A 16654-nucleotide genomic window follows, 5' to 3' on the forward strand; every position below is an offset into this window, starting at 1 on the left:
CCGGGCTCACCGGCGACGGGCCGATCGAGCGTCGGCGTGCATCTCCGTCATGACGGCCTGGTGGGTCACGCCGTCGACCTCTCGTTCGAAGACCGGGCTCTCCGTGAAGCCGAACCGCTTGTGCAGCTGGCGGACGACCGTGTTGTCGGTGAGCGTCTCGCCGCGCAGCCAGGTGAGTCCGAGCACGTCGAAGGCGTAGTCCACGGCCTCCTGTTCGAGCTGGAGCCAGGCGCCGAGCAGCTCCCGGCGCTCCTCCAGGCCCTCGATGTCGAGGAAGAAACCCCAGTGGGCCGACCCCTCCTCCGGGTCGAAATGCCCGAAATGAACGACTCCGGCCGGCCGATCGCCGTAGTGGAACACGAGAACCTTGCGGTCGCCCCGCTCCACCGACGCCCACCAGCCGAGATGCTGCTCGGCGGTGATCTCCCGGGTGTAGAAGTGGGTGTCCCGGACGCGCGGATGATTACGCCAGGTCCTGATCAGGGCGAGATCGGCTACGGTCGCCTCGACAAGCATCCTCGTCTCCCTGTCAGATCAAACAACGGTGGATGCTACCTCTCACCTCGCCCAGATTGTTGCTAGGGTCCATTCCCGTGCAGGAGATCCCGTCGCCGATCCCGTTCAACCGGCCGTTCATCACCGGACATGAGACGGCGTACATGACCGAAGCGATGACCCACGGGCCGCTGTCTGGCGACGGCCCGTTCACCAAGCGGGCGTCGGCGCTGCTGACCGAGATCGTCGGGGTCTCGTCGGCCCTGCTGACGACCTCGTGCACGCATGCGCTGGAGATGTCGGCCCTCCTGCTCGATCTGCGGCCGGGCGACGAGGTGATCCTGCCCTCGTTCACGTTCTGCTCGACCGCCAACGCGTACGCCCTGCGCGGCGCGGTCCCGGTCTTCGTGGACTGCCGCCCGGACACCCTCAACATCGACGAGCGTCTGATCGAGGCGGCGATCACGGAGCGGACGAAGGCGATCGTCGTCGTCCACTACGCCGGGGTGGCCTGCGAGATGGACGTGATCGGCGACATCGCCCGTCGGCACGGCCTGGTGGTGATCGAGGACAACGCGCACGGCCTGGGCGGCACCTATCACGGGCGGCCGCTGGGTTCGCTCAGCGCGATGGCCACGCAGAGCTTCCACGAGACGAAGAACGTCCACTGCGGCGAGGGCGGCGCGCTGGTCTTCGGCGACCCCGAGTTCCACGATCGCGCGGAGATCATCCGGGAGAAGGGCACCAATCGGGGCCAGTTCTTCCGCGGCATGGTCGACAAATACCGGTGGATCGACGTCGGCTCCAGTTACCTGCCCTCCGACCTGCTCGCGGCGTTCCTGTGCGCGCAGCTGGAGGAGTTCAAGGAGATCCAGACGCAGCGCATGGCGGTCTGGAACCACTACCACGCCGAGCTGGCCGGCTGGGCCCGCGAGCAGAGCATCGCCCAGCCCACGGTCCCCGGCGACCGGGTGCACCCGGCGCACCTCTACTACCTGCTGCTGCCGGACCTCGACAATCGGCAGGCCATGCTCGGGCATTTGAAGGAGCGGGGCGTTCAGGCCACCTTCCACTATCAGCCGTTGCACTCGGCGCCGGCCGGCGTTCAGTACGGCCGGGCGCCCGAGGCGGGCTGCCCGGTCACCGACGCGACCGCCGACCGACTGCTGCGCCTGCCGCTGTTCGCCGGGATGCGTCCGGCGGAGCTGGAGCGGATCACCGAGGCGGTCCTGGAGTTCCGCGTCCGCTGACGACTCCCCGGCGATCGAGCGGTCATTTCGCCGGATCCGCCGTCTGGGGAGTAGGGTGTTGGCGCGCTGCGCCGCGAAAGGTTGTTACATGTCCGTATCTGTCGTCATCCCGTGCTACCGGTCGGAGAAGACGCTCCCCGCCCTGGTCGAGCGCCTCCATCCGGTCCTGGCCCAGCAGCCCGGCGGCTACGAGATCATCCTCGTCGTGGACGGCAGCCCCGACAACACCTGGCAGGTCGCGGCCGACCTCGCCCAGCTGCACGAGCACACCCGCGCGATCCGGCTCGCCCGCAACTACGGTCAGCACAACGCGATCGTCGCGGGCGTACGGGCCGCCCGGTTCGACGTGATCGTCACGATGGACGACGACCTCCAGCACCCGCCGGAGGAGATCCCCAAGCTGCTCACGGCGTTGCAGGACGACGTAGACCTGGTTTACGGCGTCTCCGTCGAGGAAGAGCACAAGGCCGGGCGCAACATCGGATCCCGGGGGCTCAAGGCGGCCCTGACCGTCGGGCTCGGCGTACCGGACGCCCGTAACCTCAGCGCGTTCCGGGCCTTCCGGTCCTTCCTGCGCAGCGGGTTCGACCTCATCACCGGCCCGCACCTGTCCATCGACGTGGCGTTGTCCTGGACCACGACGCGGATCGTGGGCGTCGAGGTCCGGATGGAGCACCGGCAGGAGGGCGAATCCGGCTACACGCTGCGTACGCTGATCGCCCGGGCGATCGACATCGCCGTGGGCTACTCGGTGCGACCGCTGCGGATCGTCACGTATGTCGGGTTCCTCGTCGGCCTGGGCGGCCTCGTCCTCGTCGGCCGGCTGCTGTGGCTGTACTTCGCCGGGAACACCACCGTCGCCGGGTTCACCACCATCGCGACCGTGGTCGCCATCTTCGCCTCGGTGCAGATGATCGCGATCGGCGTGCTCGGCGAGTATGTCGGGCGCATCCATTCGCACGGCATGGGCCGGCCCACCTACGTGATCCGCGACCGGGTCGGCCTGACTCCGGCCCCGTCGCCTCGCGAAGCCGAGCGCACGGTCGTCCGCTGAGCGAGGAACCCTTGACCCAGACCAGCCGGCCGATCGCGGCCGCGCCACCGGCACCTGACCGGCATCCGTGGATTCCCGCCTGGCTCGAGCGGGTGCCCGGGATCGGGCGGCTCGCGGTCACGCTGCTGAACGACCCCCGCGTGCGCTACCTGCTCGCGGGCGGGATCACCGCCGTCATCTCATACGCGTACTTCTCCGGGTTGTTCCTGCTCGTCGGCCACCACGTCCATTACCTGGTGACGCTGACGGTCGCGAACTTCCTCACCACCGTCACGGCATATCCGATCTATCAGCACGGCGTCTACCAAGCCCGGCAGGGCGGGTTCGCCCAATTCCTGCGGTTCTACGCGACCTGCCTCTGGGCGCTGGTCTTCGGTCTGGTCACCATGCCCCTGCTCGTCGAGGTGGCCGGCGCGCCCGTGCTGCTGGCACAGGGCATCGTCATCGTGGTGTTCCCTTTGATCAACTATCCGCTGCAGCGACGCTGGGCGTTCGGCGGCGGACGCCGGTAACCGCGGCTTATCCCGCCGCTTCAGGGGTACGCAGGGGTCGTGCTCCTCATCGGGACGTCGGGCTGGCAGTACCGGGACTGGCGGGGCCGGTTCTACCCGGAGGGCCTCGCGCAGGCCCGCTGGCTGGAGTACTACGCCGGGCAGTTCGCCACCGTGGAGGTCAACAACGCGTTCTACCGGCTGCCCGAGCGGTCGACCTTCGAGCAGTGGCGAGCGCGTACGCCGGACGGGTTCTGCGTCGCGGTGAAGATGAGCCGCTATCTGACCCACATCAAGCGGCTGAACGAGCCGGCCGAGCCGGTCGCCCGGTTCCTGGGCCGGGCGGACGCACTCGGCGACCGGCTCGGTCCGGTCCTGCTGCAACTGCCGCCGACACTCCGGGCCGACGCCGAAGCGCTCGCCGAGACGCTGCGGCGGTTCCCCAAGGACGTACGGGTCGCCGTCGAGCCTCGGCACGCGTCGTGGTGGACCGACGACATCCGGCGGGTTCTCGAGAAGCACAACGCCGCCCTGAGTTGGGCGGATCGCCGTGGCCGCCCGGTCACGCCGCTGTGGCGTACGGCCGACTTCGGCTATCTGCGGCTGCACGAGGGACGGGCCGATCCCCGGCCGCACTACGGGCGTACGGCGCTGAAGTCGTGGCTCGGCCGGATCGAGGACGCGTTCGACGAGCAGACCGTTTACGTCTACTTCAACAACGATCCGGGCGCCGCCGCGATCGACAACGCGCGGACGCTGGAGCGGCTGGCTAGAAGGTGAGCACGACCTTGCCGGGCAGCCCACCGGTCGCCATGATCCGGTGCGCCTCGGCCGCCCGTTCGAACGGGATCGTCGCCGCCACCCGCGTACGCAGCCGCCCGACGGCCGCCGCCGTCACCAGGTCGCGCAGCGTCCGCTGGTCCGGGCGGATCAGCACGACCTGCCGGCGTACGCCCCGCGCCGGGTCGATCGGCTCGGCCAGCCGGGTCGTCACGAGCACTCCGCCGTCCTTGGTGGCGTTCGCCGCCGCCTCGCCGACCGGGACCGCGTCGAACACCGCAGGCACCTGACCGACCGCCGCCGGCCCCGCTGACCGGGCGACGACCTCGTCCGCGCCGATCTCGCGTACCCAATCTTGATCATGATCGTTGGCCACGGCCAGGACGCGCCGGCCGGCCTGGTGGGCGAGCTGGACCGCGAAGCCGCCCACCCCGCCGCTCGCGCCCACCACCAGCAGCGGACCGTCGCCCGCGAGCAGACGCACGGCCTGGCTCGCGGTCTGCGCGTTGAGCGGCAGGGTCGCCGCGGTCGCATAGTCGAGCGCGGTGGGCAGTTCGGTGAGCCAGTCGACGTCGGCTGCCAGGAGCTGGGCATAGGCGCCGGGTGCGCCGCGAGTGAGGTGCCAGGGCACGAGGCCGACGACGCGGTCGCCGACGTGGAACCGGCCGTCCGCGGCGCCCACGGCGACCACATCACCGGCGAAGTCCCAGCCCGGCACGAAGGGCGGCGGCACCGGGCCGCCCGGGATCCGACCGGTTCGCGCCGCCGCGTCGGCCGGCTGTACGCACGCCGCCCGCACCCGGACCAGCACCTGACCCGGGCCGGCGACCGGGTCCGGCAAGTCCACGACGTGCAGGACCTCTGGTCCGCCCAGCGCCGTCACCGCGATCGCGCGCATCTGCCACCTCCGAGGCGTCCAGTGTGGACGCACGCCGTCGGCGGCACAAGCATCGATCTGCATCGCAGGAACGTGACCTGCGTCGCACACCCCTGGGCGATCCGGACCACAGTCCGCTACAGTTCACGGAGCAATCGGACTGCGGTCCGCATCTGAGGAGGGTTTCCGTGAGCAAGCTGCTGCACATCTCCGCCTCGCCCCGGGGCGACCGGTCCGAGTCGCTCGCCCTCGGCGAGACGTTCCTGACGACCTACCGCGACGCGAACCCCGGTGCCGAGATCGACGCCTGGGACCTCTGGGACGGCTCGCTGCCGCACTTCGGACCGGCCGCCGCGCACGCCAAGATGACCATCTTCGGCGGCGGCACGCCGACCGGCGACCAGGCCGCCGCCTGGGACGCCGCCCGCGACGCGTTCCAGCGATTCGACGCGTACGACCGGTATCTGTTCACCGTTCCGATGTGGAACAGCGGGGTGCCCTACATCCTCAAGCAGTTCATCGACGTCGTGAGCCAGCCCGGGATGGCCTTCTCCTTCGACCCGGTCACCGGTTACACCGGGCTGCTCACCGGGAAGAAGGCCGCCGTGATCTACACGGGCGCGGTGTACGGCGAGGGCCGCGGCCGCGCCTTCGGCACCGATCACCAGCAGCCGTTCCTCCACGACTGGCTCGAGTGGGCCGGGATCTCCGACATCGCCGAGGTCGCCTTCCGCCCCAACCTCGTCACCGCCGACGCCGCCGCCGGCCGAGACCTGGCCCGCGCCGCCGTCACCGACCTGGCCAAGCGCTTCTAACCCGCCCCCACGCCACCCAGCCAGCGCGCTGGATCAGGGTTCTCGGTCGAATCTTGGACCATGATTCGACCGGGAACCCTGATCCAGCGCCTCAACAGTTCCGGCCCAGACCTTGACAACGAACCCCCAGACATCGAGACTCGTGCAAACGAAGCGGCTTGGCGCGGCGTACTCCAACCACGTGACGCGCTCAGTGTGAACTGTCCCGGCCGGTGACTCTCCCTATCCGAGGAGCCCACCGTGCCGTCGAAACGACATCTCGCAGCCTTGGCCGCCGCTCTGCTGGCCGCGTCCCTGGCGATCGTCGCCCAGCGGGCGTCGGCCGCCGACGTCCTCCTGTCCCGCAACAAGCCGACCGCGGCGTCGTCGGTCGAGTCGTCCGCGTACGCCGCTCAGTACGCGGTCGACGGGGACGCCGCCTCTCGCTGGGCGAGCGCCGAGGGTTCCGATCCGCAGTGGATCCGGGTCGATCTCGGTTCCGCTGTGCCGATCTCCCGGGTCCGGCTGGTCTGGGAGGCCGCGTACGCGTCGGCGTATCGGCTGGAGGCGTCGGCCGACGCCACCACGTGGACCACGATCACGTCGGTGTCCGGGCAGAACGGCGGCACCGACGATCACACCGGACTATCGGCCACCGCCAGGTATGTGCGGATGTACGGAACCCAGCGCGGCACCGCGTACGGGTATTCCCTGTTCGAGTTCGAGGTCTACGGGCCGGGCGGGCAGAGCAGCGCCGACTACCAGGCCGAGGACGCGTCCCTGTCGCAGGCGGCGGTCGCCGCCAATCACACCGGTTTCACCGGCACCGGTTTCGTGGACTACGTGAACGTCGCCGGTGGCTGGATACAGTGGACGGTCAGCGCCTCCGCCGCCGGACCGGCGACCCTCACCGTCCGGTACGCCAACGGCACCACCGCGAACCGTCCGCTCGACTTCGCGGTCAACGGGGCGACCGTGGCGACCGGCGTGGCCTTCAACCCCACCGCGAACTGGGACACCTGGACGACGCAGTCCGTCACTGCCACGCTCAACGCCGGGACCAACACCGTACGCGCGACCGCCACGGCGAGCACGGGCGGCCCGAACGTCGACAAGCTCACCGTCGCGACAACCGGCAGCCCGAGCCCGACCGGCAGCGCGAGCCCGACCGGCAGCGCGAGCCCGACCGGCAGCCCGAGTCCGACGACCAGCCCGGGAACCCCGTTCACCGTGGCCGCCGCCGGGGACATCGCCGAGCAGTGCACCGCGTCCAGCAGTTCGTGCCAGCACCCGAAGACGGCCGCCCTGGTGACGGCGATGAACCCGGCGTTCGTCCTCACGATGGGCGACAACCAGTACGACGACGCCCGCCTGTCGGACTTCCAGAACTACTTCGACAAGACCTGGGGCGTCTTCAAGCCCAAGATGCATCCCGCGCCCGGCAACCACGAGACCTACGACCCGGCCGGGTCCATGGCCGGCTACAAGTCCTACTTCGGGAGCACCGCGTACCCGCAGGGCAAGCCGTACTACAGCTACGACTACGGCAACTGGCATTTCATCGCGCTCGACTCCAACACGCTGACCGATTCGGCCCAGCTGACCTGGCTGCAGAACGACCTGGCCGCCACGACGAAGGGCTGCGTCGCGGCGTACTGGCATCATCCGCTGTTCAGTTCGGGCGAGCACGGCAACGACCCGGTCAGCCGGCAGGCCTGGCAACTGCTGTACGCCGCCCACGCCGACCTGGTCCTCAACGGTCACGATCACCACTACGAGCGGTTCGGCCCGCAGAGCCCGACGGCGGCCGCCGACCCGTTCGGCCTCGTCGAGGTGCTCGGCGGCATGGGCGGGGCCTCGCCGTACGACATCGTCAACGTGCAGCCGAACAGCCAGAAGCGCCTCTCCGGCACCTTCGGCGTGCTGAAGCTCTCGTTCACCGACACGACCTTCTCGTGGCAGTTGATCGGGACCGACGGCACGGTCAAGGACACCAGCCCGACGTACACCTGCCACTGATGTACGTCACCGTCGACCGGGATCTCCCGGCACCGGGACGGCGTGCGCTGCGCGCCGTCCCGGCCACCGTGGTCGCCCTCGGCGCGGTCAGCCTCGTCACCGACGTCTCGTCGGAGATGGTGACCGCGGTACTGCCGCTCTATCTCGCACTCACGCTCGGTCTCACCCCGCTGCAGCTCGGCCTGGCCGACGCGCTGTCCTTCGGCGTCACGGCGGTGCTCCGGCCGATCGGCGGCCGGATCTCCGACCGGTGGCGGGCCAAGCCGGTCGCCGTCTTCGGCTACGCGCTGTCCGCCGTCGCGAAGGTCGGCGTACTGGTCGCCGGGGCCGCGGTCGGGCCGCTGGCCGCGGCGATCGTCGCAGATCGCACCGGCAAGGGCCTGCGTACCGCGCCCCGGGACGCCATGATCGCCCGAGCGGTGCCACCGGAACGGCAGGGGACGGCGTTCGGCGTCCATCGGGCGATGGACACGCTGGGCGCGCTGCTCGGTCCGCTGGCCGCGCTCGCCGTCCTGGCCGCGACCGGCGGCTCGTATCGGGCGGTGTTCGGCGTGAGCTTCTGCGTCGCCGTGTTCGGCGTCGGCGTACTGGTCCTGCATGTGCGCGACAGTCCACAGCGGATGGATGCGCCGCCGCCGATGTGGGCGGTCTTGCGTGACCGGTCGCTGCGGCGGGTCTGCCTGGCCGCCGCCGGGCTCGGGCTCTTCACCGTCAGCGACTTCTTCGTCTACCTAATGCTGCAACGCTCCGGCGCGGTGCCGATCCGGTACTTCCCGCTGCTGCCCCTCGGCACGGCCGCGGTCTACCTGCTGTTCGCGGTGCCGCTCGGCCGCCTGGCCGACACCCGCCGCGTCCGGGTCCTGCTCGGTGGGCATCTCGCCCTGGTCGCCGCCACGCTTCTCCTGGCTGGTACGCCGAAAGCAGCGGCCGCGCTCGTCGGTGTGCTGGCCCTCCACGGGCTCTTCTACGCGGCCACCGACGGCGTGCTCATGGCGCTGGCGGCTCCGCGGTTGCCCGCCGATGGGCGTACCACTGGATTGGCGGTGATCCAGACGGCGCAGGCGGCCGCGCGGTTCGTCTCCTCGCTCGCGGTCGGCGCGTTGTGGACCGCGTGGGGTGAGCGGACCGCGCTCCTGGTGATGGCGATCGGTCTGACAGCCGCGATCGCGGGCGCGGCCCGGGTGTTGCGATGAGGCGGGCCTGGCTGACGGCGGCGGTCGCGCTGGTGCTCGCGGGCGCGGCGACCGGTTACGCCGTGAGCGTCCGGCAGCCCGCCGCCCCCGCGACCGCTCCGGTGGCGCTGGCCGAGGACCGGATCTACTTCCGCGACTCGGCGGGCCGGGTCTCCTCGGTACGCACAACCGACCCGAGCGGCGACCGCGAGCCGCTCGGCCTGCGCTGCGACCGCTTCGCGGCCGCCGCGACCAGCGCGATCTGCCTGACCGGGGACGCGGGGGCGGGCCTGCCGACGACGACCGCGCTGATCCTCGACCGCGACCTGCACGAGACCCGGCGGATCCACCTGGCCGGGATCCCGAGCCGGGCCCAGGTGTCTCGTAGCGGCCGGATGATCTCGTGGACCGTGTTCGTGACCGGCGACTCCTACCGGGCGAGCGGCTTCTCCACCTGGACCGGCATCCTGGACACCCGCACCGGGTACGCCGTCGTGAACATGGAGAACATCCATCTGTTCATCGATGGACGGCGGTACCACTCCCCCGACGTGAACTACTGGGGCGTCACGTTCGCCGCCGACGACACGACCTTCTACGCGACGGCGTCGACCCGCGGCCGGACGTATCTCGTCCGAGGCGACTACGCACAATGGGAGGCGCATACCCTGACCACCGGCGTCGAATGCCCGTCGCTGTCGCCGGACGGCACTCGGATCGTCTACAAGCGACGCGACGACGCCGCCTCCGGAGCACCTTGGCGGCTGGCGGTCATGGAGCTGAGCAGCCTGCGGACGGTGACCCTGGCCGAGCCGCACGGCGTGGACGACCAGGCGGTCTGGCTCGATCCCGCGACGGTGGCGTACGCCCGCGGCGGCGCGATCTTCGCCGTCCCCGCCGACGGCACCGGTACGCCCCGCGAGCTGATCAGAGACGGGACGTCGCCGGTGCGGTTCCGAGCACCCGGGTGATCCCCTCGGCCTCGACCCGGCTCGCGACCAGGGCCGGGTCGAGGTTCGCACACAGGACGACGGACGCGCCGACCGTCATCGGGGCCAGTAGCCACTTCACCGGATGGTCGTGCTCGGCCGCGTCGATCAGCACCCGGTCGCCCGGCCGGACGCCCATCGCCTCCGCCGTGCCCCGGGCCAGTTCCTCCCACGCCCCGTAGGTCGTCCCGTCGACGCTCGCGGCGTCGCTGCCGAGGATCTCCTGATAGGCCGGCGTCACCGCGTCGCGCTGCTCGGCCAGCGCGACGAAGTCGAGGTAGCCCTCCGGAACCGCTTCGCCGACGTCGCCGACGGCGAAGCGCCAGTTCGCGTCGGGCACGTCCTCGAGGATGCTGCGGATGCGGTCCGGCGAGGCGAACACGACGTCATAGGGGCCGCCGGGCTCACCGAGCCCGGCGGTCGCGTACCCGCGATAGTCCACGCTGATCCCGGCCGACCAGGTTCCGAGCAGCACGACGGCGGTCAGCCAGTGCGGCGGGAGCAGTACGCCCGCCCGGTCGCCCTTACGCAGCCGGCACTCGCCGGTGAGCAGATCCGCCGTACGCGCGGCCCAGACCCCGAGGTCGGCGGCCGACAGCGAGATCCGCTCACCGGACTGGTCGTCGTAGTACGTCAGCACGTCAGACATCGTCCCACTAGACGTCGTCCCACTTGAAGAGCAGGGCGGCCGCGCCGGTCACCACCACGGTGAAGCCGAGCAGGATGCCGATCGCGGGCAGCGTCACCGAGGGCGACTGGCCCCGGACCATCACGTCCTGCATCGAGGTGACCAGGTGCTTGAGCGGCAGGAAGTTCGACACCGTCTTCAGCCAGCCGGGCGCGCTGTCGAGGGGGAAGAACGAGCCCGACAGGAAGGCCATCGGCAGCACGATCAGGTTGGCGATGGCGCTGGCCGCCTCGGGCGTCTTGGACACCGCGCCGGCGAGCAGGCCGATCGAGAGGAAGGCCAGGGTGCCCGCGATCATGATGGGAATGAACGCCCACCAGTAGGACGACAGTTGTAAGCCGAAGGCCGGTAGCAGGGCGACCCCGATGAAGATCGCCGACTGCAGCAGTGCGATGCCGATGCTGACGCCGACCCGGGCGGTCACGATGGAGCCGACCGAGACCGGCGAGAGGCGCAGCCGCCGCAGGATCTTCTTCTGCCGCCAGGACACCAGCGTCAAGGCCGCCCCGAAGGTCGCGCCGCTGGCGATCGCCCAGCCGAGCAGGCCCGGCGTCATGTACTGGATCGTCTTCATCGACTTGTCCTCGACCGGCTCGGCCGACAAGGACAGCGGGGGCGTCGTGACCCCGGCCATGGCCAGGTTGCCCTGCTGGACGATGCTCTCCATGATCCCGCGTACGGTCGCCGCCTTGACCTGGTCGGCCGCCGAGTAGTGCACGACGACCTTCCCGCCCTGCTGCTCGATGGCAGCGTCGGAGTCGCCGGCGCGAACCTTCTCCAGCGCGGTGGCCAGGTCGTCGGTCTTCGTGATCTTGAGGACTTGATCCAGGTCGGCACGACCCTCGGCCGGGATCTGATCCAGCACCGCGACCGAGCCGACCTGGAGCACGTCGGTCTTCGACGTCCCGGCGTCCTTGAACAGCGCGCCGAAGACGATGAGGAACATCAGCGGGAACAGGATGGTGAAGAAGGTGGCGGTCTTGTCGCGCACGAAGCCGAGCGCCATCGCCTTGGACAGGCTGACGAAACTGGTCACGCGCGGTACTCCCGTCCGGTCAGGTTGAGGAAGACGTCTTCGAGGGTCGCGCCGCGTACCGAGAGCCCGCGGAGAGCGTCGCGCTCGGCGAGCGCCGCGAGGATCGGGGCCGGCTGCCGGGTGGCGAAGGTCAGCGAGACGCCGTCGTCGTCCAGATCGGCGCCGTTCGCCAGCGCCTGGGCGTCGACCAGGGAGATCGTGCCGCTCTCGATGGCGATCCGGGTCGGCGCGTCCAGCTCGCGTACCAGCACCGCGGGCGGGCCTGATTGGAGGATCTGGCCGTGGTCCATGATGGCGACCCGGTCGCAGAGCGACTCGGCCTCGTCCAGATAGTGCGTCGTCAGCACGACCGTGCGGCCCTGCTGATTGATGTCGCGCAGGACGTCCCACAGATTGCGGCGCGCCTGCGGATCCAGGCCCGACGTCGGCTCGTCGAGGAACACCACGTCCGGACCGTGGGCCAGCGCGCAGGCGATCGACAGCCGCTGCTGCTGCCCGCCCGACAACTTCTCGTGCCGGAGGTCGCCCATGTCCTCCAGACCCACGATCGCCAGCCACTCGTCGGCCTGCTTCGCCGATACGCCGTACAGCGAGGCGAAGGTCCGGATCTGCTCGCGTGCGGTGAGCCGCTCGAAGAACGCGCTCGCCTGCAGCTGTACGCCGATGCGCGGCAACAGCTTCGGATTGCGCGGCCACGGGCTCTCGCCGAGGACGGCGATCCGGCCCGAGTCCGGCTCCCGGAGACCCTCGATCATCTCCAGAGTGGTGGTCTTGCCAGCGCCGTTCGGGCCGAGGATGCCGAAGAACTCGCCGGACCGGACCTCGAACGAGACCCCGTCGACGGCCTTCACCTCGCCGTACGCCTTTCGCAGGTCGCTGACCTCGATGGTGGGTGTTGACATGCGGTGCACTCTAACGACCATCGGCAACTCGGTTTCTATGCTGTCACGATGCATGTCGAGTTGATCACGATCATCGTCGCGGAGTACGACGCGGCCATCCGCTTTTTCGTGGACGTCCTCGGTTTCGACCTCGTCGAAGACGTCCCGTCGACCACAAACGACGGTCGGCCGAAGCGCTGGGTCGTGGTACGCCCGCCGGGCGCGCGTACGGGTATCCTGCTCGCCCAGGCCGACGGCGAACGACAGTCCGCCGCCGTGGGCGATCAGGTCGCCGGGCGCGTGGGGTTCTTCCTGCGCGTCGACGACTTCGACTCGGCGTACGCCCACATGACGGCCGCCGGCGTCGAGTTCCTCACGCAGCCACGCGACGAGGCGTACGGGCGCGTCGCGGTGTTCCGTGACATCGCCGGGAACAAGTGGGACCTGCTCGGCCCTAGTTCCCCGAACGAAGGGTGAGCAGAGTGATCTCGCTCGGCGCGAACACCCGGAACGGCGGCCCCCAGAAGCCGGTGCCCCGGCTGGTGTAGAGCTGCGTACGCTCGCCGTGCCGGCTCAGCCCGGCGACCGCGGGCTGGTCGACCCGGACGAGGTAGTGGAACGGCCAGATCTGGCCGCCGTGGGTGTGGCCCGACAGCTGCAGATCGACGCCGTGCTCGACGGCGTGCCGGATCTGCTTGGGCTGGTGCGCGAGCAGCAGCACCGGCAGCGCCGGGTCGGCCCCGGTCAGGGCGGCGCCGAGGTCCTCGCCATGGCCGGGCAGCCCGGAGCCGGCGGCGGTGACGTCGTCCACGCCCGCGACGACGAGCCGGTCACCGCCCCGTTCGACGACGACATGCCGGTTGCGCAGGGCCTCCCAGCCCAGCTCCCGCATCCGTTCGACCCAGCCTTGGGCCTGGCTGTAGTACTCGTGGTTGCCGGTGACGTAAGTCCGGGCGAGCGCGGCGCGAATCCGGCCCAGCGGCTCAGACTGCTCCCGCCGCGCCTCGGCGGTGCCGTCGGCGATGTCGCCGGTGTGGCAGACGACGTCCGGCTCCAGCGCGTTGACGGCGTCGGTGACCTTGGCCGACCAGCGTGCCCGGTTGATCGGGCCGTAGTGGGTGTCGGTGATCAAGACGACCCGGGTCCCGTCGAAACCGGCGCCGAGCCGCGGAATCGTCACGTCGACGCGGCGCACCCGGGGCACCCGCATCGCTTCGGCGTAGCCGTAGAGGAGGAGCAGGAGCGAGACGGCCGCGACCGACCCGGCCGCCAGCCGTGCGCCCACCTGGCCGTCGATCCCACCGAGCGCCAGCGCCCCGCGCAGCAGCGTCCCGAGGACGGACCAGGTGAAGAGCACCCAGATCACGCCGAGCATGACGTCGCCGGCGCGGGCGGCCCAGTCGCGGCCCCGGCCGTGCCCGAGGAACATGAAGCCGGGGAACGCCGCGAGCGCGACGACGAAGACGACGCTGCCCAGCACCTCGACCGGAGTCGACCAGCCGGGCGCGGCGATCAGGGTCCACCACGGTACGCCGAACAACAGCGCCAGCACGACGACCAGCGCCGATACGAAGAAGAGGGCGCGCGAGGACCGGCGGGGCTCGACGGCGGCTTCGCCTGCGGTCATGAGGGCAGCTCCTTAGCGATCAGTTCCCTCGATTGTGGCCGCGTTCGGCGCGATCGCCCACCTGCCGGGCGAAAGCGCGGACGGGATTCGCCCGTCCGCGCTCTCGGCGGGACGGACTAGCAGCGGTAGGGGCTGCCGTTGTTCTTCAGGTGGTTGTCCCAGATCCAGCCGGAGAGGTCCCGGCCCTTCACCTTGACGTGGGTCCACGTGTTGCCGTAGCTGTTCGTGACGAAGCAGTGGTAGTTGAGCGCCGTCGACGTCGGCAGCGTCGTGATGGCCGAGCAGTCCTCGTACGGGCCCGTACGCAACGGCGCGGACTCCTCGGTGTACTCGTTCGCGTCCGCGGGGTCCTTGTCAGACCACGAGTGGGTGCTACAGGCGGCGGCAGCCGGCGAGCTCACGGCGAACACGACTGCCGTGACGACGGCGGGCACCACGGCCAGGGTGGCGCCGAGCTTTCTTCCGAGCATCGATCCTCCTCGTCGGTGTGGGCGATCACCGACAACGCTCGCAGCCCGGAGTACATACCACCTACATGAGGCATACATATGCGCATGCGCGATGTTGGCACCGCAGCGCGAGTCAGGGCGATACCGCCAGGACCAGGTACGCGGCCAGGATCGACAGGTGCACGCCGCCCTGCAGGGGAGTCGCCCGGCCGGGGATGACGGTGAGCGTCCCGACGATGACGGTCAAGGCGAGCAGCACGATGTGCGTCGAGCCGAGCCCGAGCACCAGCCGGTCGTTCAGCCAGAACGACGCGACCGCGACCGCCGGGATGGTCAGCCCGATGCTGGCCATCGCCGAGCCGAGGGCCAGGTTGAGGCTGGTCTGTACGCGGTCCCGCCGGGCCGCCCGGACGGCGGCGATGCTTTCGGGCAGCAGGACGAGCATGGCGATGACGACGCCCACCACCGAGGCGGGCAGGCCTGCCTGGGCGACGCCGGATTCGATCGCGGGCGAGATGGACTTCGCCAGGCCGACCACGGCCACCAGGGCGACCAGCAGCAGACCGAGGCTCAGCCAGGTCTGCCGGACCGAGGGCGGATCGGCGTGCGTCTCCTCGTCGATGACCTCGCCCTTGGAGGTGATCGGCAGGAAGTAGTCCCGGTGCCGGACCGTCTGCGTCGTGACGAACAGGGCGTACAGGAGAAGGGCCGACACCGCGGCGAAGACGAGCTGCGGCGTCGAGAACTGCGGGCCGGGGGCGCTGGTGGTGAAGGTCGGCTCGACCAGGCTCAGGGTGGCGACGGTCGCGACGCTGGCCAGGGCGGCGCCGGTGCCCTCGGGGTTGAAGACCGCGACCCGCCGCCGCAGTGCCCCGACGAGCAGGCAGAGCCCGAAGATGCCGTTGCAGGTGATCATCACCGCGGCGAACACGGTGTCGCGGGCCAACGCGGCGTTCTTCTCGCCGCCCCCGATCATCAGGGACACGATCAGCCCGACCTCGATGATCGTCACCGCCACGGCCAGGACGAGCGACCCGAACGGCTCGCCCACCCGGTGCGCGATCACCTCGGCGTGGTGCACCGCGGCGAGCACGGCTCCGGCCAGCACCAGCGCGGCCACGGCGACGGCGAACGGCGGCAGATCGCGGTGCCACACCCCCGCCAGGACGACGATCGCCAGCGGGGGCATGACGAGCGTCCAGTACTCCATCAGCCGGGTGAACATGCTCCCGAGTCTGACGGATGATCGGCTCCGATCGCGGCAGAAAGGCCGTTGAGCAGCAGGTCCAGCCCACCTGCGAAGGCTTCCCGGGCGGTCGCCTCCAGCGAGTACGGCTGGGCGTCGCCGGTGGCTTCCCGGGTGCTGAGCCAGACCGACTCGGGGAACCGCCTGGCGAAGTCGGGCACCTCCTCGAGGAGCCGCGCGCTGCGCGCCGACCACCACTGCTCGTCGGGCGTACCGGTGATCTCGGCCGCCTTGCGCGCCTCCGTGATCGTCTGGGCACTGCCCCGGACGAGGTGGAAGAGTGCGGTCACCAGCGGGCGGACCCGATCGGCGGGCAATCCGGTCGCGCGGAGCAGGCCCGCCAGGTTCTCCAGCACCACCTGCTCGTGCGGGCCGAGCACCGGCCGGGCGAACGAGACCTCCACCGTCCACGGATGCCGCAGATGGAACTCCAGCAGGTCACCGGCCCAGGCCGTGATCGCGGTCCGCCAGCCGTCCGCCAGGTCGTAGGCGACCGGCAGCTCCGCGTGCGCCCCGTCGTACATCACGTCGACGAGTTCGTTCTTGCCGGGGACATAGGTGTAGAGCGACATCGCCGTCCGGCCGAGGCGCTCGCCGACCGCCCGCATCGACAGCCCGGCCAGCCCGTCCCGGTCGGCGATCTCGGTCGCCACCCGGACGATCTCCGCCAGGCTCAAGGCGCGTTTCGGCCCCGGCTGCGTACGCGGAGCCGGCCGGTCCCGCCACAGCGCGGAGATAGACCAGGCCGGATCGCCCTGACTTGCGTAGACGCCCACTTGCATCTCCTTACGCCGTAAACTAATCTG

At 70.4% G+C, this 16654-nt stretch carries 18 protein-coding genes; 9 read left to right on the forward strand and 9 right to left on the reverse strand.

Features of this window, described 5'->3' with window-relative positions:
- Positions 1 to 6: 6 nt before the first annotated feature.
- Positions 7 to 516: a GNAT family N-acetyltransferase gene (locus AB0H43_RS15970; RefSeq protein WP_360000086.1), complete on the reverse strand. Its 510-nt coding sequence runs from the start codon at positions 514 to 516 to the stop codon at positions 7 to 9.
- Positions 517 to 593: 77 nt separating this feature from the next.
- Between AB0H43_RS15970 and rffA the strand changes: the two genes are divergently transcribed.
- The 4 genes from rffA to AB0H43_RS15990 all read left to right on the forward strand — a co-directional run bounded on the left by rffA (position 594) and on the right by AB0H43_RS15990 (position 4070).
- The gene (gene rffA, locus AB0H43_RS15975; RefSeq protein ID WP_360000087.1) at positions 594 to 1745 is read left to right on the forward strand and encodes a dTDP-4-amino-4,6-dideoxygalactose transaminase; all 1152 of its coding nucleotides are present in this window, start codon (positions 594 to 596) and stop codon (positions 1743 to 1745) included.
- A gap of 88 nt (positions 1746 to 1833) precedes the next feature.
- Positions 1834 to 2799, forward strand: a complete 966-nt coding sequence (locus tag AB0H43_RS15980) for a glycosyltransferase family 2 protein (protein ID WP_360000088.1) — start codon at positions 1834 to 1836, stop codon at positions 2797 to 2799.
- Positions 2800 to 2810: 11 nt separating this feature from the next.
- The gene (locus AB0H43_RS15985; RefSeq protein WP_360000089.1) at positions 2811 to 3311 is read left to right on the forward strand and encodes a GtrA family protein; all 501 of its coding nucleotides are present in this window, start codon (positions 2811 to 2813) and stop codon (positions 3309 to 3311) included.
- A gap of 39 nt (positions 3312 to 3350) precedes the next feature.
- On the forward strand, positions 3351 to 4070 hold the full coding sequence (locus AB0H43_RS15990) for a DUF72 domain-containing protein (RefSeq protein WP_360000090.1): 720 nt from the start codon (positions 3351 to 3353) through the stop codon (positions 4068 to 4070).
- On the opposite strand, the gene AB0H43_RS15995 is transcribed toward AB0H43_RS15990, so the two are convergent.
- Entirely contained in the window at positions 4060 to 5031 is a 972-nt protein-coding gene (locus AB0H43_RS15995) for an NADP-dependent oxidoreductase (RefSeq protein ID WP_360000091.1), read from the reverse strand. The two genes, AB0H43_RS15990 and AB0H43_RS15995, sit on opposite strands and share 11 nt — an antisense overlap.
- A gap of 104 nt (positions 5032 to 5135) precedes the next feature.
- On the opposite strand from AB0H43_RS15995, the gene AB0H43_RS16000 reads away from it, so the two are divergent.
- The 4 genes from AB0H43_RS16000 to AB0H43_RS16015 all read left to right on the forward strand — a co-directional run bounded on the left by AB0H43_RS16000 (position 5136) and on the right by AB0H43_RS16015 (position 9903).
- The gene (locus AB0H43_RS16000; RefSeq protein ID WP_360000092.1) at positions 5136 to 5762 is read left to right on the forward strand and encodes an NAD(P)H-dependent oxidoreductase; all 627 of its coding nucleotides are present in this window, start codon (positions 5136 to 5138) and stop codon (positions 5760 to 5762) included.
- 240 nt (positions 5763 to 6002) lie between these two features.
- Positions 6003 to 7760: a discoidin domain-containing protein gene (locus AB0H43_RS16005; RefSeq protein ID WP_360000093.1), complete on the forward strand. Its 1758-nt coding sequence runs from the start codon at positions 6003 to 6005 to the stop codon at positions 7758 to 7760.
- Positions 7760 to 8953, forward strand: coding sequence for an MFS transporter (locus tag AB0H43_RS16010; protein WP_360000094.1), 1194 nt, complete (start codon positions 7760 to 7762; stop codon positions 8951 to 8953). The genes AB0H43_RS16005 and AB0H43_RS16010 overlap by 1 nt, the downstream gene beginning before the upstream one ends.
- On the forward strand, positions 8950 to 9903 hold the full coding sequence (locus AB0H43_RS16015) for a hypothetical protein (RefSeq protein ID WP_360000095.1): 954 nt from the start codon (positions 8950 to 8952) through the stop codon (positions 9901 to 9903). Before AB0H43_RS16010 ends, AB0H43_RS16015 begins: the two co-directional genes overlap by 4 nt.
- Here AB0H43_RS16015 and AB0H43_RS16020 read toward each other — a convergent pair.
- Genes AB0H43_RS16020 through AB0H43_RS16030 form a run of 3 tightly spaced genes read right to left on the reverse strand, consistent with a single transcriptional unit; the run spans position 9860 to position 12547 of the window.
- A complete protein-coding gene (locus AB0H43_RS16020; RefSeq protein WP_360000096.1) occupies positions 9860 to 10570 on the reverse strand; it encodes a TIGR03089 family protein in 711 nt (236 codons plus the stop codon). The two genes, AB0H43_RS16015 and AB0H43_RS16020, sit on opposite strands and share 44 nt — an antisense overlap.
- A gap of 7 nt (positions 10571 to 10577) precedes the next feature.
- Positions 10578 to 11645 (reverse strand): ABC transporter permease, encoded by a 1068-nt coding sequence (locus AB0H43_RS16025; RefSeq protein ID WP_360000097.1) that lies wholly within the window; start codon positions 11643 to 11645, stop codon positions 10578 to 10580.
- Positions 11642 to 12547, reverse strand: a complete 906-nt coding sequence (locus AB0H43_RS16030; RefSeq protein WP_360000098.1) for an ABC transporter ATP-binding protein — start codon at positions 12545 to 12547, stop codon at positions 11642 to 11644. Before AB0H43_RS16030 ends, AB0H43_RS16025 begins: the two co-directional genes overlap by 4 nt.
- A 48-nt stretch (positions 12548 to 12595) precedes the next feature.
- Between AB0H43_RS16030 and AB0H43_RS16035 the strand changes: the two genes are divergently transcribed.
- Positions 12596 to 13003 (forward strand): VOC family protein, encoded by a 408-nt coding sequence (locus AB0H43_RS16035; RefSeq protein ID WP_360000099.1) that lies wholly within the window; start codon positions 12596 to 12598, stop codon positions 13001 to 13003.
- On the opposite strand, the gene AB0H43_RS16040 is transcribed toward AB0H43_RS16035, so the two are convergent.
- The 4 genes from AB0H43_RS16040 to AB0H43_RS16055 form a co-directional block, all read right to left on the reverse strand.
- Positions 12981 to 14153 (reverse strand): metallophosphoesterase, encoded by a 1173-nt coding sequence (locus tag AB0H43_RS16040; RefSeq protein ID WP_360000100.1) that lies wholly within the window; start codon positions 14151 to 14153, stop codon positions 12981 to 12983. The two genes, AB0H43_RS16035 and AB0H43_RS16040, sit on opposite strands and share 23 nt — an antisense overlap.
- A gap of 116 nt (positions 14154 to 14269) precedes the next feature.
- Entirely contained in the window at positions 14270 to 14623 is a 354-nt protein-coding gene (locus AB0H43_RS16045; RefSeq protein ID WP_360000101.1) for a hypothetical protein, read from the reverse strand.
- Between the two features lie 112 nt (positions 14624 to 14735).
- Entirely contained in the window at positions 14736 to 15827 is a 1092-nt protein-coding gene (locus tag AB0H43_RS16050) for an ionic transporter y4hA (RefSeq protein WP_360000102.1), read from the reverse strand.
- Complete coding sequence (locus tag AB0H43_RS16055; RefSeq protein ID WP_360000103.1) at positions 15812 to 16624, reverse strand: TetR/AcrR family transcriptional regulator C-terminal domain-containing protein; 813 nt, start codon at positions 16622 to 16624, stop codon at positions 15812 to 15814. The genes AB0H43_RS16050 and AB0H43_RS16055 overlap by 16 nt, the downstream gene beginning before the upstream one ends.
- Positions 16625 to 16654: the final 30 nt, after the last annotated feature.

The sequence above is a fragment of the Hamadaea sp. NPDC050747 genome (assembly GCF_040654195.1).
In the GTDB taxonomy this organism is placed as follows: Bacteria; Actinomycetota; Actinomycetes; order Mycobacteriales; family Micromonosporaceae; genus Hamadaea.

Coding starts and splice junctions, on each gene's coding strand:
- AB0H43_RS16015 (WP_360000095.1), top strand. CDS start 8,950: ATGAGGCGGGCCTGGCTGACGGCGGCGGTCGCGCTGGTGCTCGCGGGC.
- AB0H43_RS16045 (WP_360000101.1), bottom strand. CDS start 14,623: ATGCTCGGAAGAAAGCTCGGCGCCACCCTGGCCGTGGTGCCCGCCGTC.
- AB0H43_RS15980 (WP_360000088.1), top strand. CDS start 1,834: ATGTCCGTATCTGTCGTCATCCCGTGCTACCGGTCGGAGAAGACGCTC.
- AB0H43_RS16020 (WP_360000096.1), bottom strand. CDS start 10,570: ATGTCTGACGTGCTGACGTACTACGACGACCAGTCCGGTGAGCGGATC.
- AB0H43_RS16050 (WP_360000102.1), bottom strand. CDS start 15,827: ATGTTCACCCGGCTGATGGAGTACTGGACGCTCGTCATGCCCCCGCTG.
- AB0H43_RS16010 (WP_360000094.1), top strand. CDS start 7,760: ATGTACGTCACCGTCGACCGGGATCTCCCGGCACCGGGACGGCGTGCG.
- AB0H43_RS15995 (WP_360000091.1), bottom strand. CDS start 5,031: ATGCAGATCGATGCTTGTGCCGCCGACGGCGTGCGTCCACACTGGACG.
- AB0H43_RS16030 (WP_360000098.1), bottom strand. CDS start 12,547: ATGTCAACACCCACCATCGAGGTCAGCGACCTGCGAAAGGCGTACGGC.
- AB0H43_RS16035 (WP_360000099.1), top strand. CDS start 12,596: ATGCATGTCGAGTTGATCACGATCATCGTCGCGGAGTACGACGCGGCC.
- AB0H43_RS15970 (WP_360000086.1), bottom strand. CDS start 516: ATGCTTGTCGAGGCGACCGTAGCCGATCTCGCCCTGATCAGGACCTGG.
- AB0H43_RS16040 (WP_360000100.1), bottom strand. CDS start 14,153: ATGACCGCAGGCGAAGCCGCCGTCGAGCCCCGCCGGTCCTCGCGCGCC.